The sequence below is a fragment of the Microbacterium sp. NPDC060132 genome (assembly GCF_042729675.1).
Lineage (GTDB): Bacteria > Actinomycetota > Actinomycetes > Actinomycetales > Microbacteriaceae > Microbacterium > Microbacterium sufflavum.
The window spans coordinates 2,636,286-2,651,703 of sequence record NZ_JBHWXU010000001.1 but is presented as its reverse complement, the minus strand read 5'-3'; the positions used below and the strand labels follow the sequence as shown (position 1 = coordinate 2,651,703).

Sequence of the window (15,418 nt, the reverse complement as noted above, 5' to 3'; positions counted from 1 at the left end):
GTATCGAACCCGATCAGCCGCGAGGCTTCTCGACCATCTCGGTGGTCTCGATCTCGTCGCCGATCTGGATGTCGTTGTACTTGCCGAGGCCGATACCGGCTTCGTAGTCGGTGCGCACCTCGGTGACGTCGTCCTTGAACCGGCGCAGCGACTCGATGGCCAGGCCATCGGCGATGACGACGCCGTCGCGGATGACGCGGGCCTTCGCGTTGCGCGTGATCGTTCCCGACCGCACGATGACACCGGCGATGTTGCCGAACTTCGAGGAGCGGAACACCTCGCGGATCTCGGCGACACCCGACTGGACCTCTTCGTACTCCGGCTTGAGCATGCCCTTGAGCGAGCTCTCGATCTCGTCGATCGCGTTGTAGATGACGGAGTAGAAGCGGATGTCCACGCCCTCACGGGAGGCGCGCTCGCGCGCCTTCGTGTCGGGGCGGACGTTGAAGCCCACGATGATCGCGTTGTCGATCGTCGCCAGGTTCACGTCGGACTCGGTGATCGCACCGACACCGCGGTGGATGATGCGCAGCTGGACCGAGTCGTCGACCTCAATCTTGAGGAGCGACTCCTCCAGCGCCTCGACGGCACCGGAGACGTCACCCTTGATGATGAGGTTGAGCGACTCGACCTTGCCCTCTTCCAGAGCACGGGTGAAGTCCTCGAGCGAGATGCGCTTGCGGGCCTTGGCCAGCTGGGCGTTGCGCTCGACCGCTTCACGCTTCTCGGCGATCTGACGGGCCATGCGGTCTTCCTCGGTGACGATGAAGACGTCGCCGGCGCGGGGCACGGAGTTGAGTCCCTGCACCTGGACCGGGCGAGACGGCGCGGCCGCCTCGACGGTCTCGCCGTTCTCGTCGATCATCGCGCGCACGCGGCCGTAGGCGGTACCCGCCACGATCGCGTCACCGACCCGCAGGGTTCCGGACTGGATCAGCACCGTCGCGACCGAACCGCGGCCCTTGTCGAGCTTCGCCTCGATGGCGACACCGCGAGCGGCCTTGTTCGGGTTGGCGGTGAGGTCGAGACCGGCGTCCGCGGTGAGCAGCACGGCGTCCAGGAGGTCCTGGATGCCGGTGTTCGCGCGAGCCGACACGTCGACGAACATCACGTCGCCGCCGTACTCCTCGGCCACCAGACCGTATTCGGTCAGCTGCTGACGCACCTTGGCCGGGTTGGCCTCGGGCTTGTCGACCTTGTTGACCGCGACCACGATCGGCACGTTCGCCGCCTGGGCGTGGTTCAGGGCCTCCACCGTCTGCGGCATGATGCCGTCGTCGGCCGCGACCACGAGGATCGCGAGGTCGGTCACCTGGGCACCACGGGCACGCATGGCGGTGAACGCCTCGTGACCCGGGGTGTCGATGAAGGTGATGGCCCGCTCGATGCCCTCGTGCTCGGTCCAGACCTGGTACGCACCGATGTGCTGGGTGATGCCGCCGGCCTCGCCCTCGATGACGTTCGTCTGACGGATCGCGTCGAGAAGGCGCGTCTTACCGTGGTCGACGTGACCCATGACGGTGACGACCGGGGGACGGATCTCGAGGTCGTCCTCGCTCTCCTCCGCCAGCTCCTTCTCGAGGTCGAGACCGAAGCCCTCGAGGAGCTCCTTGTCCTCGTCTTCGGGCGAGACCATCTGGACCTTGTAGCCCAGCTCCTCACCCAGGACCTCGAACGTGGCCTCGTCCAGCGACTCGGTGGCCGTGGCCATCTCGCCGAGGTTGAAGAGGATCGTCACGAGCGTGCCCGGCTGCACGGTGTAGCCGGTCAGTGCCTCGATCTTGTCGGCGAAGTCCGCGATGGACGCACCGCGGCGCATGCGGATCGTCTCGCCGTTGCCGCGCGTGACGTTGACGCCGCCGACGACCGGGGCGCTCCGCATCTCGAACTCTTGCCGCTTCGCCCGCCGCGACTTGCGCTGCTTGCTCTTGCCGCCGCCCTTACCGAAGGCACCGGCCGTGCCGCCACCGGGGCCACGACCGCGACCGCCGCCGCCACCGGGACGACCGGCGAAGCCACCACCGGGACGGGGGCCCGCACCGGGACCGCCACCGGCGCCACCCGGACGACCGGGACCGCCCGTGCGCTGCTGGAACGGAGCACCGGGACGACCGCCCTGGCCGCCACGAGGCGCACCCGGACGGGGCGAACCCGGACGGGGCGCTCCGGGACGAGGAGCCCCGGGACGCGGCGCCTGCGGACGCGGGATGTTGCCGGGGGTCGGCCGCTGTCCCATGCCCTGCGCCGAGGCGAAGGGGTTGTTGCCGGGACGGGGACCGGCGGGGCGCTGCCCCATGCCCTGCGCCGACGAGAAGGGGTTGTTGCCGGGGCGCGGCGCACCGGGCTTCGGGGCGTTGCCGTCACCCGACGACGGGGCGGCCGGCGCCGGAGCGGACGGCTTGGCCGGAGCCGCGGGAGCCGGAGCCTTCTCCGCCGGAGCCTGTGCGGCGGCGGGAGCCTCGGCGGGTGCCGGAGCGGCCGGAGCCGCGGGTCCGGGCTTGGGTCCCGGCTTCGGGCCGGGGGTCGGTGCCGAGCTCTTCGCCGCGGGCTTGGGCCCGGGCTTGGCCGCCGCGGGCTCGCCGGACGCCTTGAGCGACGGGTCGGCCTCGATCGCGGCGCGCAGCTTGCGCGCCACCGGGGGCTCGACCGTCGACGACGGGCTCTTCACGAACTCGCCGAGCTCCTTGAGCTTCGCGAGGGCGACCTTGCTGTCGACGCCGAGTTCAGCGGCGATCTCATGTACGCGTGGTTTACCAGCCACAATTCTCCTGTCTGGGTCGGTCTGCCCAGACAGGGCAGACCACTAGTCGCGGACGGGTCTCATTTCGAGCCGTTCACTTTGTTTCCATAGCCGTTCAGCCTTTGGTTCTCAGCGGATGCTGTTCGATGGTCTGCGTGTCCAGAGTGGCGGACACACGGAGTGCACGTCCGAAAGCACGGCGCCGCAGGGCGGCATCCATGCATTCCTGTGTCGGATGCACCCACGCGCCTCGTCCCGGCAGGACAGCACGCTCATCGAGGACGAGGGTGTTGTTCTGGCTCACCACCCTGAGCAGGGCGGAGCGGGGAGCACGCGTGCGACAACCGACGCACATTCGTACGGGATCCATCTTACACCTGCGTTCCGTCCGCGTTCGCCCGCCCCGGGGCGTGGCGGGCCGCGGAGTCCGATCAGTCGAGGACGCTGTCCGGCTGGATGTCGATCTTCGCGCCGGTCAGCTTGGCGGCGAGGCGGGCGTTCTGCCCCTCCTTGCCGATCGCGAGGGACAACTGGTAGTCCGGCACGAGCGCCCTGACCGCCTTGGTGGAGGCGTCGAGCACGAACGAGCTCGTGACCTTCGCCGGTGACAGCGCATGGGCGACGAAGGTCGCGAGGTCGGGGTCGTGGTCGACGATGTCGATCTTCTCGCCGGACAGCTCCTCCGTGACGGCGCGTACGCGCCGCCCGAGCTCGCCGATGCACGCGCCCTTCGCGTTGATCGACGGGTCGTTCGCGCGCACGGCGATCTTCGTACGGTGACCGGCCTCCCGCGCGAGCGAGACGATCTCGACCAGTCCGGCTGCGATCTCCGGCACCTCGAGCGCGAACAGCTTGCGGACGAGGCCCGGGTGGGTGCGCGACACGGTGATCTGCGGCCCCTTGAGCCCCTTGGCGACGCTCGTGACGTACACGCGCAGACGCGAGCCGTGCGTGTACTCCTCGCCGGGCACCTGCTCCTCCGGCGGGAGGATCGCCTCGACCGAGCCGAGGTCGACGTGGATCATCCGCGGGTTGGGCCCCTGCTGGATGACGCCGGCGACGATGTCGCCCTCACGCCCCTTGAACTCGCCCAGCACGGCGTCGTCGGCGATGTCCCGGAGGCGCTGGCTGATGACCTGCTTGGCGGCGAAGGCGGCGATGCGCCCGAAGTCGTCGGGGGTCGCGTCCTCCTCGCCGATGACCGCGCCCTCCTCGTCACGGACGACCTGCAGCACGGCGACGTGCCCTGTCGTACGGTCGAGCTCGACGCGGACGCCCTCGGGCGCCGCCCCCTCGGGCGACACGTGCTTGGAGTACGCGGTCAGGATCGCCTGCTCGATGATCGCGACGAGCTCGTCGAACGGGATCGCCTTCTCCTTCTCGATCCCTCGCAGCAGACTCAGTTCGATGTCCATGACGGCCTCCCTATTCAGCTCTCGTCGCGCCTGATCGCACGCGCGACATCCGTACAACGATACCGTGCGTCGGAGACCCCGGCCACGCGGCAGGGGCGGGGGCGGGTCAGGCGGTCGGGGCGGACAGCAGCGCGTTGATCGCCCCGATGAGGCGGAACAGGTTGCCGACCTGGCGCTGATCCAGGTGCAGCATCAGACGCGGCAGGTCGAGGCGATCGTCGTCGGCCGCCTCGGGCGGCAGCGGCGGCGTCCGCTCGATGCGACCGTCCGACAGCATCGAGCCGAACGCCTCGTTCAGTTCCGCCACCTCGGCCTCGGTCGGTTCCGCGCGCAGCCGCAGCACCAGCGCGTCACCCACCCAGCGCAGCGAGTCGTAGTTGCGCCAGAAGCCCGTGATCTCCGCCCTCGCCGCCTCCACCGAATCGGTGATCACGACCCGATCGAAGTCGCCCTCCGAGATCACACCCATCGGCGCGAGGTGCTCGTCGACGAAGCGACGCATCCCCTCCCAGAACGACCCGCCCTTCTCGTCGAGCAGGACGATGGGCGTCGGCTCCGCCTTACCCGTCTGCTGGAGCGTGAGGAGCTCGAACATCTCGTCCAGCGTCCCGAACCCGCCGGGAAGGCAGAGGAACCCGCTCGACTCCTTGATCAGCATCAGCTTGCGCGTGAAGAAGTACTTCATCGCGACCACCTGGTCCTGACCTGCGACGACCGCGTTGGCCTTCTCCTCGAAGGGCAGCCGGATGGAGACACCGAGCGACAGCGCGGGGCCCGCTCCCTCCGCCGCGGCTTGCATGATCCCGGGGCCGGCGCCCGTGACCACCATCCAGCCATCGCGGGCGAGCGCGGCGGCCACGTCCCGCGCCTGCACGTACAGCGGGTCGTCCTGGCGCGTGCGGGCGGAGCCGAACACCGTCACCTTCGGTACACCGCGGAACGGTGCGAACAGACGGAAGGCGTCGCGCATCTCGGCCAGCGCCGCCGAGGCGATCTTGAGGTCGAGGCGATCCGTGCCGTCCTCCCCCAGCTGCAGCGCGGTCCGGAGCATCCGCATCACCAGGCGCCGATCCGCGTGCACGCCCGCCTCGTCCAGCACGGCGTTGATCTCGGACGTGAGCGCGGGAGGAAGGGACTGTTCGGCCATGTCACCAGCGTGTCATGCTCGCACGCGATCGGGCCCCGCAACGCCGTCCGCGCGGCGGAGCACCACGCGCGGCGTCAGCACGCTCGTCCGCCCCTGTCAACGCCCCTGCGGCGGCGACCGGGCGGGGGCATCCTGGCTCCATGACCGAGATCACCGGACCTGAAGCCCTCGCCCGCGTCTCCGAGCTCGTGGAGGACATCGACATCACGATGCTCACCACCGTCGACGAGGACGGCCACCTCGTGAGCCGCCCGATGTCCACCCGGCAGATGGACGATGCGGGAGACATCTGGTTCTTCACCGCGGAGGACACCGAGAAGGTCGATGAGGCACGCCGCAACCACGACGTGGGGCTCGCGTACTGCGACTCCAAGGGCATGCGCTACGTCTCCGTCGCCGGAACCGCGGAGGTCGTGCACGACCGCGCCAAGATGGAAGAGCTCTACTCGCCGTCACTCGACATCTGGTTCGCCGACGGCCTGGAGACGCCGGGCATCGCCCTCCTGCGGGTCACCCCGCGGGTCACCGAGTTCTGGGAACCCGCCAAGGGGAAGATCGCGATGGCCGCCGGGGCGCTGAAAGCCCTCGTGACCCACGACACCCCGGACGACACCATGGATCACGGCCGCATCACCTGCTGAGCCGCGCGGTCACCGAGGTCAGCGCGACGTGAGTCGCGCGACCGCCTCCTCGATGGACAGCGCGTCACGCTCGCCGCTGCGCCGATCCCACAGCTCGACCTGTCCTTCGGCGGCACCGCGACCCACGATCAGGATGCGCGGCACACCGACGAGCTCGGCGTCGCCGAACTTGACGCCGGGCGAGACCTTCGGACGGTCGTCGTACAGGACATCGAGTCCCGCGCTCTCCAGCCGCTGCGAGATCTCCTCCGCGACGTCGAAGGCCACCTGGTCGCGGCCCGCCGCCACCACCTGGACGTCGAACGGGGAGACGGACGCGGGCCAGATCAGTCCCTTGTCGTCGTTGTTCAGCTCGGCGATGATCGCGAGGATGCGCGTGACACCGATGCCGTACGAGCCCATCGTCACCGTCACGAGCTTGCCGTTCTCGTTCAACACCTTCAGTCCCAGCGCCTCGGCGTACTTGCGACCGAGCTGGAAGACGTGGCCGATCTCCATGCCGCGCGCGAGCTCGACCGGACCGGAGCCGTCGGGCGCGGGGTCACCCGCGCGCACGTTCGCGATCTCGACGATGCCGTCGGCGGCGAAGTCGCGGCCCATCACGACGGAGTGGGCGTGCTTCTGGTCGATGTTCGCCCCGGTGATCCAGCTGGTGCCCTCGCTCACCCGCGGGTCGACGAGGTACCGGATGCCGGTGGCGGACTCCTCCCCCAGCACCGCGCCCGTGGGTGACCACGGACCGATGTAGCCCTTGACGAGCAGAGGGTTGTTCTCGAAGTCGTCCGCGGTCGCGGTCTCGACCTCGGCGGGAGCGAAGGCGACCTCGGCGCGCTTCTCGTCCACCTCGCGGTCGCCGGGGATGCCCACGATGACGAGTTCGCGGGTGCCGTCGAGGTGCTTCAGCGCGAGCACGACGTTCTTGAGCGTGTCCGCCGCCGTGTACTCGCCCTCCAGCTCACGGTTGCAGTGCGAGACGAGCGTCTCGATGGTGGGGGTGTCGGGCGAGTCGAAGATCACCGGGGTCGCGTCGGCGTCGAACGGCACGGGCGCAGGCACCTCGGTCGTGAACGCTTCCACGTTCGCCGCGTAACCACCGGCGCTGCGCACGAACGTGTCCTCGCCGACGGGGGTGGGGTGGAGGAACTCCTCACTGCGCGAGCCGCCCATCGCGCCCGCATCCGCCTGCACGATCACGTACTCGAGTCCCAGGCGCTGGAAGATCCGCTCGTAGGCGTCGCGCTGAGACTGGTAGCTCACGTCCAACCCCTCGTCCGAGGCGTCGAACGAGTAGGCGTCCTTCATCGTGAACTCGCGGCCGCGGAGAAGGCCGGCGCGGGGCCGCGCCTCGTCGCGGTACTTGTCCTGGATCTGGTAGATCGTCAGCGGCAGATCCTTGTACGACGAGTACAGGTCCTTCACGAGCAGGGTGAAGGCCTCCTCGTGCGTCGGGGCGAGCAGGTAGTCGCCCCCCTTGCGGTCCTGGAGGCGGAACAGCAGATCGCCGTATTCCTCCCAGCGACCCGTCGCCTCGTAAGCCTCCCGCGGCATCAGCGCCGGGAAGTGCACCTCCTGGGCACCCGCGGCGGCCATCTCCTCGCGGATGACCGTCTCGATCTTGGCCTTCACCCGCAGCCCGAGCGGCAGCCACGCGAAGATGCCCGCGGCCTGCGGTCGGATGTACCCGGCGCGGATCAGCAGCTTGTGACTGGCGACCTCTGCACCGGCAGGGTCTTCACGGAGTGTACGGAGGAAGAAGTTCGAGAGACGAGTGACCACGGCTCAAGTGTAGTGAGCCGTGGTCCCCCGTCCCGCCGCGTCAGTTCAGGGCGGGCAGGCCCTGCGGGACGACGCCGCCCGCGTACAGGCTCTCCGCCAGCTCCTGGAGCGCCGTGAGCGCGACCCGCTGCGGCAGCGGACCGTACGAGATGCGGGCGACGCCGAGCTTCTCGTACTCCGAGGCGGCGAGCGCACCGGGGATGCCGATGACGCTCACCTTGCGCTCGCCGATGCCCTCGACGAGCTGCCGCGTCACGTTCGCGTCGAGGATCCCGGGCACGAACACGGCCGTCGCTCCCGCGTCGAGGAAAGCGCGGCCGCGCTGGATCGCATCGGCGACGCTCTCCTGGACGGGACGGTGACCCGCGCGCACGAACGCGTCGGTGCGGGCGTTGAGCGCGAACGGCACGCCCTCCGCCTCGGCTGCCTTCACGATCGCCTCGACCGCGGCCACCGACTCGTCGAGCGGCTTCAGCCGGTCTTCGACGTTCGCCCCGACGACACCGGCGGCGATCGCGAGCCGCGTGGTCTCCCCCGCGTCGCCGTAGCCGTCGTCGAGGTCGGCGGTGACCGGGACCTGCACGGCGGCGGCGATGCGTCCCACCATGTCGATCATCAGCTCGCGCGGGGTGGAGCCGTCGTCGTAGCCGAAGGTCGCGGCGATGCCGTGTCCGGCGGTCGCGATCGCCTTCGTCTCGGGCAGAGCGGCGACCGCGCGCGCCGACACGACGTCCCACACGTTCACCACGCGGAGGATCTCCGGCGCGTCATAGAGTCCGACAAGGGTCTGAGCCTTCGCAGCAGTGGTCATGTCCCCACGCTAACGCCCGGCACGGACGCGAGGGCCGCAGCGGTGGGGATGATGTCTCGGCCCGGTCGCGGGGCGCCGACGGATGCTGAGAGTCGGCATCCCCCCATGCCGACCCTCTGTCCCCTGTGCGTTCAGGCGGTGAGCACCACCTTCAGCGCCTTCGTCTCCGCGGCCCGCGCGAACGTGTCGTACGCCTGTTCGATGGCGTCCAGCGCGAAGCGGTGACTGACGAACACCGCCGGGTCGATCCGACCCTCGGCGACGAGCCGGGTGAGCATGCGCGCCGTGTCGGCGTTCACCAGGCCCGTCGTGATGGTGAGGTTCTGGATCCACAGGCGATCGATCGGGAAGTCGACGGACGCGCCATGGACTCCCACGTTGGCGACGTGCCCGCCGGGGCGCACGATGTCCAGCGCCATGCTCCAGGTCGCCGGAACACCCACGGCTTCGATCGCGACGTCGACGCCGAGCCCGTCGGTCAGGGCGAGCACCTGATCGCGCCAGTCCTCGGCGCCGGCGACCACGCCGTGCGTGGCCCCGAAGAGTCTGGACTGCTCGACACGGTTCGCGTCGAGGTCGATCGCGATGATCTTGCTCGGCCCGTAGAGCTGCGCGGTCATGATCGCCGCGAGGCCCACCGGCCCGGTGCCGACGACGGCGACCACGTCGCCCGCCTTCACGCCGCCGTACTGCACCCCGATCTCGTGGCCCGTGGGAAGGATGTCGCTGAGCACGACCGCCGTCTCGGCGGAGACGCCATCCGGAAGCCGGTGCAGCGAGGTCTCGGCGAACGGGATCCGCACCAGCTCCGCCTGCGTGCCGTCGATCAGGTGCCCGAGGATCCAGCCGATCCCCGACGCCCCCTCCTCGGCTCGGCAGTGCGATGCCAGCCCGGCGGTGCAGAAGTCGCACTTCCCACACGAGGTGATGCACGAGATGATCACGCGGTCCCCCACGGCGAGATCGGTCACGGCTCCTCCGACCTCGGTGATCACCCCGACACCCTCGTGACCGAGGATGCGCCCCTCGGTCACGGCCGGGACATCGCCCTTGAGGATGTGCAGGTCGGTGCCGCAGATGGTCGTGGCCTCGATGCGGACGATCGCGTCGGTCGGCGCCAGGATGGTCGGATCCGGAACCTCCTCCCATCGCTTCTCACCGGCTCCGTGGTAGACGAGTGCTTTCATGGCTGTCCCTTCCGGCGTCACCCTGACGTCGTCGGTGAAATGTTACGCGCCACCACCGACAGAACGCCTCCGGAGACCGGGGCTTCTCGGCCTAGGGTGGGAGCCATGCCTCAGCGCCGGTCCCATGTCGCTCCCTCCGCCGCCCAGACCGAGCTCGCCGCCGCGCTCGCCGACCTCCGCGAAGCGCTCGACGCACCCACCTCGTTCCCACCCGACGTGCTCGCCGAGGCCGAGCGCGCCAGCGGATCCACACCCGAGCTCGACCTGCGCGACATCCCCTTCGCGACGCTCGACCCGGCGGGCTCGCGCGACCTCGATCAGGCCTTCCACCTGGAGAAGACCTCGTCGGGGTACACCGTGCGCTACGCGATCGCGGACGTCCCCGATTTCGTCGAGCCCGGCGGGGCGGTCGATGCGGAAGCCCGTCGGCGCGGACAGACCCTGTACGCGGCGGACGGCACGATCCCGCTGCACCCTCCCGTGCTCAGCGAGGACCGCGCCTCCCTCCTCGCCGACGCCGACCGCCCCGCGCTGGTGTGGACCTTCGCGCTGGACGAGACCGGGGAGGTCGGCGACTTCCGGCTCGAACGGGCGCTCATCCGCTCCCGCGCCCAGCTCGACTACGCGACGACGCAGGCCGCCCTCGATCGCGGCGAGGGTGGACCAGCGGCGCTCCTCCCGGAGATCGGCGCCCTTCGGCTCGAGCGGGAGCGGAAGCGTGGCGGGGCCAGCCTCAACCTTCCCGACGAGGAGGTCGTGCGCGCGGAGGACGGCAGCTACGCGATCGTGCGTCGCCGTCCCCTCCCGATCGAGGAGGCGAACGCTCAGCTGTCGATCATGACGGGGATGGCGGCAGCGCAGCTGATGCTGGGTGCGGGCGTCGGCATCCTGCGCACGATGCCGGAGCCCGACGATGCCGCCTTCGAGACGTTCCGCCTGCAGACGATCGCCCTCGGTCGCCCGTGGACCGACGGCACCTATGGCGAGTTCCTGCGCGGTCTGGACAGGGACGACCCGCTGACGCTGCCCGTGCTCGAAGCCGCGTCGTCACTGTTCCGCGGCGCGGGCTATCTGGTGTTCGACGGCACGGCTCCGGACGACGCCGTCCAGGCCGCCATCGCCGCCCCCTACGCGCATGCGACCGCGCCCCTGCGGCGACTCGTCGACCGGTGGTCGCTGGCGATCTGCCTGGCGGTCTCGAGCGGCGCACCCGTACCGGCATGGGTGCGTGACTCGCTCGCCGATCTGCCAGGCGTGATGCAGGAGTCCGGTCAGCGCGCCTCCCGGCTGGCGTCCGGGACTGTCAACGCCGTGGAGGCGGCGCTGCTGACCCCGCTGGTCGGCACCGAGCTCGACGCCACCGTCGTCGAGGATCGCGGCGAGCGCGTGACCATCCAGATCGCCGAGCCCGCGGTCACGGCGAGCGCCCCCGCTCCCGTCGGCGTGAAGCCGGGCGATCGCCTCCGCGTGCGCGTGGCGCGCGCGGACATCGCGAAGGGCGAGGTGGAGTTCGAGGGCGTCGCCGAAGAGTTCAGGCCGCGGGAGTCGCGGTCGTCGTCATGACGAGCAGCTGAGGATCCGACAGGTCCAACGCCACCCGGATCGCGACGAACTCGTCGAGCGAGTGCGCGTGGGTGCCCCCGCACAGGATCACGGCCTCGCCCTCCGGCAGCTCGCAGTGCCAGCGGCGACGGTCCACGATCGTCGGACCCTCGGTCTCGACGCGGCTCGCGGCGGCGGACTCGACCCACGCCTCGAGCTGTGCGTTGATCCGCTGTTCGCGGTCGGCGAGGGTCGACGCGAAGGTCTCGGTGTCGAAGCCCGCGCGGCGCAGGCTCTTGCCCAGGCGGTACTCGTCGACGGCGCCATCCGCGTGGATGCGGCTCGTCTGGTTGGCGCGCCCCTCGAAGTCGGGGGTGCCGAGGGCGTCGGCGCCCGGGTCCTTGCGCCACAGGTCGGCGACCGCGAGGTCGAGGGCGAGGGACGCGAGATGACAGGCGGTGTGCCCGCGGCTCAGGCCAGCGCGACGGTCTGCATCGACGTCCAGCCGCGCGGCGACCCCGGGCACCAGGGCCGCCGGGGCGTCGCCCGTGAGGCGGTGGCCGACCAGCCAGGTCCACCCTTCCGCCCCGCGCTTGACGGGGATGTCGGCACCCACCGCGAACGTGCCGTCGTCGGACACGGCCGCCATGACGGCCTCTGCCACGGCCACGGAGGAGCCGTCGACCGTGAGGGTCCCGGCATCACCCGGCTGGTCGGGCCAGGTGTGGTCGACGGGGTGGAACGGGGTCTCGTCCACCACGACCACCACGCCCTCCGGCGTCCTCTCGACGTGGGTGACGACGCCCTCTCCACTCGTGGAGCCGGTGGCGAAGGTCACGACGGTGGGCGAGGACATGCTTCTCCTGTGCGGTACGGCGGGGATGGCGATCGGGGTGCGGACGACGGTCAGGCCGTAACGACCTGCGCGGTGCCGAGCGGTGCGTCCGGGCCCATCTCGGCGGCGATGCGGTTCGCCTCCTCGATCAGCGTCGCGACGATGTCCTCTTCGGGCACGGTCTTGATGACCTCGCCCTTCACGAAGATCTGCCCCTTGCCGTTGCCGGAGGCGACGCCCAGGTCGGCCTCGCGGGCCTCTCCGGGACCGTTCACGACGCAGCCCATGACGGCGACACGCAGCGGCACCGTCATGTCCTTGAGACCCTCGGTCACGTCTTCCGCGAGCGTGTACACGTCGACCTGTGCGCGACCGCACGACGGGCACGACACGATCTCGAGCTTGCGCTCCCGCAGGTTCAGCGACTGCAGGATCTGGTGGCCGACCTTCACCTCTTCGGCGGGCGGCGCCGACAGCGACACGCGGATGGTGTCGCCGATGCCCTCACCGAGCAGGATGCCGAAGGCCGTCGCGCTCTTGATCGTGCCCTGGAACGCCGGCCCGGCCTCGGTCACGCCGAGGTGCAGGGGCCAGTCGCCCCGCTCGGCCAGGAGGCGGTACGCCTTGACCATGACGACCGGGTCGTTGTGCTTGACGGAGATCTTGAAATCGTGGAAGTCGTGCTCCTCGAACAGGGACGCCTCCCAGACCGCGCTCTCGACGAGCGCCTCGGGCGTGGCCTTGCCGTACTTCTCCAGCAGGCGGCGGTCGAGGGACCCGGCGTTCACGCCGATCCGCAGCGAGACACCCGCGTCCTGCGCCGCCTTGGCGATCGCGCCCACCTGATCGTCGAACTTCCGGATGTTGCCCGGGTTCACCCGCACGGCCGCGCAGCCCGCATCGATCGCCTGGAACACGTACTTCGGCTGGAAGTGGATGTCGGCGATCACCGGGATCTGGCTCTTCTTCGCGATGATGTGCAGCACGTCGGCGTCGTCCTGGGACGGCACGGCGACGCGCACGATCTCGCACCCGGAGGCGGTGAGCTCGGCGATCTGCTGCAGGGTCCCGTTGATGTCGGTCGTCTTGGTGGTCGTCATCGACTGCACGCTGACGGGGGCGTCGCCGCCCACGAGCACCTTGCCGACCTTGATCTGGCGGGACTTGCGGCGCGGGGCGAGGACTTCGGGGATGCGAGGCATCCCAAGGTTCACAGCTGGCACCCCCTCAGCCTACGCCGCCCGGATGCGCGCGGGCTGGATGCGCGGCCCGTCATCCGCCCGGGTCGCGGGTGCCGCGTGTGGTAGTTTCGCCCCATGCTCGCGAACCTCACCTGGTGGCCCGCCTCCTAGGCGGTGTTCGCGTTCCCACGAATCCAGACCGCCTCCGGGGCGGTCTTTTCGTTGCGCCGAGCCGGAGCCCTGCACAGGAGACATCGATGACCCTCTCACGACTCGCCGAGCTCAGCGCCGATCCGGCCGCATCCTTCGTGCTCATCGCGCGCGACGGCGCCGACTCCGTCGAGCTGCTCACGGGCGAGGTCGTCGACGTCGACCTGCTCGCCGACATCCCGCTCACCGCGGACGGCGTGCCGCGTGAGGTGCTCGCACTGGTGCCCTACCGCCAGGTGCGCGAGCGCGGCTTCGTCGCGCAGGACGACGGCGCTCCCCTGCGCTGCATCGTGGTGGACGAGCACCTGCACCTGCCGACGCCTGCGGTGCTCGATGCGCTGCCGACCTCGTCGGTCCCCCTGCACGACGGCGGCTTCGACATCGCTGACGAGGAGTACGCGGCCATCGTCGAGACGGTCATCTCCGACGAGATCGGACGCGGCGAGGGCGCGAACTTCGTGATCCGCCGCGACTACACCGCCAGCATCGACACCGACGACCGCACGGCCGCCCTCACGTGGTTCCGTGCCCTGCTCGCGCATGAGCGCGGGGCGTACTGGACGTTCGCGGTGGTCACCCCGGGGCGGATCGCGGTCGGCGCGAGCCCGGAGGCGCACGTCGTCGCGCGTGAGGGCGTCGTCACCATGAACCCCATCTCCGGCACCTTCCGGCACCCGGCCGGGGGCTCGACCAAGGGGACCCTCGCCGCCTTCCTCGCCTCCACCAAGGAGACCGAGGAGCTGTTCATGGTGGTGGACGAGGAGCTCAAGATGATGAGCGCCGTCTGCGCCGACGGCGGGCGCATCACCGGCCCGCACCTCAAGGAGATGTCCCGCCTCACCCACACGGAGTACATGCTCCGCGGACGCAGCGGCATGGATCCGCGCGACATCCTCCGCGAGACGATGTTCGCTCCCACGGTCACGGGCTCACCGATGCAGAACGCGTGCGCGGTGATCCGTCGCCACGAGAAGAAGCCCCGCGGCTACTACTCGGGCGTCGCAGCGCTGTTCACCCCGAACGCCGACGGCGGGCACGACCTCGACGCCCCGATCCTCATCCGGACCGTGTATCTCGCCGACGGCGAGCTCAGCGTCCCCGTCGGCGCGACCCTCGTGCGCCACTCCGACCCGCACGGCGAGGTGTCCGAGACCCACGGCAAGGCGGCGGGCGTGCTCGGCGCCATCGGGGCGATCGACCGCGACCGTGCGGCCGAGGCTCGCAGCGACGCCGATGCCCCCGGTGCACGCCGCTCCCTCGCCGACGACCCGGAGATCGCCGCGCTGCTGTCCTCCCGCAACGCCCGCCTCGCCGAGTTCTGGCTGAACCCGCAGGGCGAGGAGTTCACCGGCCCGTTCACGGGGCGCTCCGCCCTCGTGGTCGATGCCGAGGATCGCTTCACCACGATGCTCGCCCACCAGCTGCGTCACCTCGGCCTGGACGTGACGATCTCCGCCTGGGATGCCGTGACCGACGACGCAGTGGCCGCGGCCGACCTCGTCGTCGCGGGCCCCGGCCCCGGCGACCCCCGCGATACCGGCAGCGCGCGGATCGCCCGGATGCGCGCGGTCGTGGAGCGACGGCTCGACGCCGAGGCCCCCCTGCTCGCCGTGTGCCTGAGCCACCAGATCCTCGCGGACCGTCAAGGCGCAGCGCTGGTCCCGCTGGCCGCCCCGCATCAGGGACTGCAGAAGTCGGTGCCCGTGTTCGGCGAGGACGCCTCGATCGGGTTCTACAACACCTTCACCGCGCGTGTGACACCCGGTGCCACGAGGATCGGGGATGCGGAGGTCTCCGCCGACCCGGGCTCCGGCGACGTGTTCGCACTCCGCGGCCCGCGCTTCGCGTCCGTACAGGGACACCTGGAGTCGATCCTGTCGCGCGACGGCATCCGCACGCTCGAACGCCTGGTGTCGTACGCCCTCGCGTGACC

General features: G+C 70.4%; 12 protein-coding genes. 3 read left to right on the top strand and 9 right to left on the bottom strand.

Annotated features, from left to right (window positions below; genetic code table 11):
- Positions 1–13: 13 nt before the first annotated feature.
- From infB to ACFWCH_RS12755, 4 genes are all read right to left on the bottom strand, one after another.
- Complete coding sequence (gene infB, locus ACFWCH_RS12770; protein WP_206251390.1) at positions 14–2,761, bottom strand: translation initiation factor IF-2; 2,748 nt, start codon at positions 2,759–2,761, stop codon at positions 14–16.
- A 94-nt stretch (positions 2,762–2,855) separates the two neighbouring features.
- The gene (locus ACFWCH_RS12765) at positions 2,856–3,095 is read right to left on the bottom strand and encodes a YlxR family protein (RefSeq protein ID WP_240744613.1); all 240 of its coding nucleotides are present in this window, start codon (positions 3,093–3,095) and stop codon (positions 2,856–2,858) included.
- A 76-nt stretch (positions 3,096–3,171) separates the two neighbouring features.
- Positions 3,172–4,155 (bottom strand): transcription termination factor NusA, encoded by a 984-nt coding sequence (nusA, locus tag ACFWCH_RS12760; protein WP_136032885.1) that lies wholly within the window; start codon positions 4,153–4,155, stop codon positions 3,172–3,174.
- Between the two features lie 106 nt (positions 4,156–4,261).
- Positions 4,262–5,302 (bottom strand): TIGR00730 family Rossman fold protein, encoded by a 1,041-nt coding sequence (locus tag ACFWCH_RS12755; RefSeq protein WP_378803635.1) that lies wholly within the window; start codon positions 5,300–5,302, stop codon positions 4,262–4,264.
- A 140-nt stretch (positions 5,303–5,442) separates the two neighbouring features.
- Between ACFWCH_RS12755 and ACFWCH_RS12750 the strand changes: the two genes are divergently transcribed.
- On the top strand, positions 5,443–5,943 hold the full coding sequence (locus ACFWCH_RS12750; protein WP_136032881.1) for a pyridoxamine 5'-phosphate oxidase family protein: 501 nt from the start codon (positions 5,443–5,445) through the stop codon (positions 5,941–5,943).
- A gap of 18 nt (positions 5,944–5,961) precedes the next feature.
- Here the strand turns inward: ACFWCH_RS12750 and ACFWCH_RS12745 are convergent, their stop codons facing one another.
- The 3 genes from ACFWCH_RS12745 to ACFWCH_RS12735 form a co-directional block, all read right to left on the bottom strand.
- Positions 5,962–7,719: a proline--tRNA ligase gene (locus tag ACFWCH_RS12745; RefSeq protein ID WP_247638665.1), complete on the bottom strand. Its 1,758-nt coding sequence runs from the start codon at positions 7,717–7,719 to the stop codon at positions 5,962–5,964.
- Positions 7,720–7,759: 40 nt separating this feature from the next.
- A complete protein-coding gene (locus ACFWCH_RS12740) occupies positions 7,760–8,530 on the bottom strand; it encodes an isocitrate lyase/phosphoenolpyruvate mutase family protein (protein ID WP_136032878.1) in 771 nt (256 codons plus the stop codon).
- 131 nt (positions 8,531–8,661) lie between these two features.
- On the bottom strand, positions 8,662–9,717 hold the full coding sequence (locus tag ACFWCH_RS12735) for a zinc-dependent alcohol dehydrogenase family protein (RefSeq protein ID WP_247638664.1): 1,056 nt from the start codon (positions 9,715–9,717) through the stop codon (positions 8,662–8,664).
- Between the two features lie 105 nt (positions 9,718–9,822).
- Between ACFWCH_RS12735 and ACFWCH_RS12730 the strand changes: the two genes are divergently transcribed.
- A complete protein-coding gene (locus tag ACFWCH_RS12730) occupies positions 9,823–11,280 on the top strand; it encodes an RNB domain-containing ribonuclease (protein ID WP_247638663.1) in 1,458 nt (485 codons plus the stop codon).
- On the opposite strand, the gene ACFWCH_RS12725 is transcribed toward ACFWCH_RS12730, so the two are convergent.
- Positions 11,249–12,115 carry a hypothetical protein gene (locus ACFWCH_RS12725; protein ID WP_206251393.1) on the bottom strand — a complete coding sequence of 289 codons (867 nt, stop codon included), beginning with the start codon at positions 12,113–12,115 and terminating at the stop codon, positions 11,249–11,251. The two genes, ACFWCH_RS12730 and ACFWCH_RS12725, sit on opposite strands and share 32 nt — an antisense overlap.
- 50 nt (positions 12,116–12,165) lie before the next feature.
- Positions 12,166–13,317, bottom strand: a complete 1,152-nt coding sequence (gene ispG, locus ACFWCH_RS12720) for a flavodoxin-dependent (E)-4-hydroxy-3-methylbut-2-enyl-diphosphate synthase (RefSeq protein WP_205812722.1) — start codon at positions 13,315–13,317, stop codon at positions 12,166–12,168.
- A gap of 215 nt (positions 13,318–13,532) precedes the next feature.
- Here ispG and ACFWCH_RS12715 point away from each other — a divergent pair, with 215 nt between their 5' ends.
- Positions 13,533–15,416 carry a chorismate-binding protein gene (locus ACFWCH_RS12715; protein ID WP_247638662.1) on the top strand — a complete coding sequence of 628 codons (1,884 nt, stop codon included), beginning with the start codon at positions 13,533–13,535 and terminating at the stop codon, positions 15,414–15,416.
- Positions 15,417–15,418 lie beyond the last annotated feature (2 nt).

Bases quoted from the DNA above. Each gene is read 5' to 3' on its own strand.
- ACFWCH_RS12750 (WP_136032881.1), top strand. From the start codon at position 5,443: ATGACCGAGATCACCGGACCTGAAGCCCTCGCCCGCGTCTCCGAGCTC.
- ACFWCH_RS12735 (WP_247638664.1), bottom strand. From the start codon at position 9,717: ATGAAAGCACTCGTCTACCACGGAGCCGGTGAGAAGCGATGGGAGGAG.
- ACFWCH_RS12740 (WP_136032878.1), bottom strand. From the start codon at position 8,530: ATGACCACTGCTGCGAAGGCTCAGACCCTTGTCGGACTCTATGACGCG.
- ACFWCH_RS12715 (WP_247638662.1), top strand. From the start codon at position 13,533: ATGACCCTCTCACGACTCGCCGAGCTCAGCGCCGATCCGGCCGCATCC.
- ACFWCH_RS12725 (WP_206251393.1), bottom strand. From the start codon at position 12,115: ATGTCCTCGCCCACCGTCGTGACCTTCGCCACCGGCTCCACGAGTGGA.
- ACFWCH_RS12765 (WP_240744613.1), bottom strand. From the start codon at position 3,095: ATGTGCGTCGGTTGTCGCACGCGTGCTCCCCGCTCCGCCCTGCTCAGG.
- ACFWCH_RS12755 (WP_378803635.1), bottom strand. From the start codon at position 5,302: ATGGCCGAACAGTCCCTTCCTCCCGCGCTCACGTCCGAGATCAACGCC.
- ACFWCH_RS12730 (WP_247638663.1), top strand. From the start codon at position 9,823: ATGCCTCAGCGCCGGTCCCATGTCGCTCCCTCCGCCGCCCAGACCGAG.
- nusA (WP_136032885.1), bottom strand. From the start codon at position 4,155: ATGGACATCGAACTGAGTCTGCTGCGAGGGATCGAGAAGGAGAAGGCG.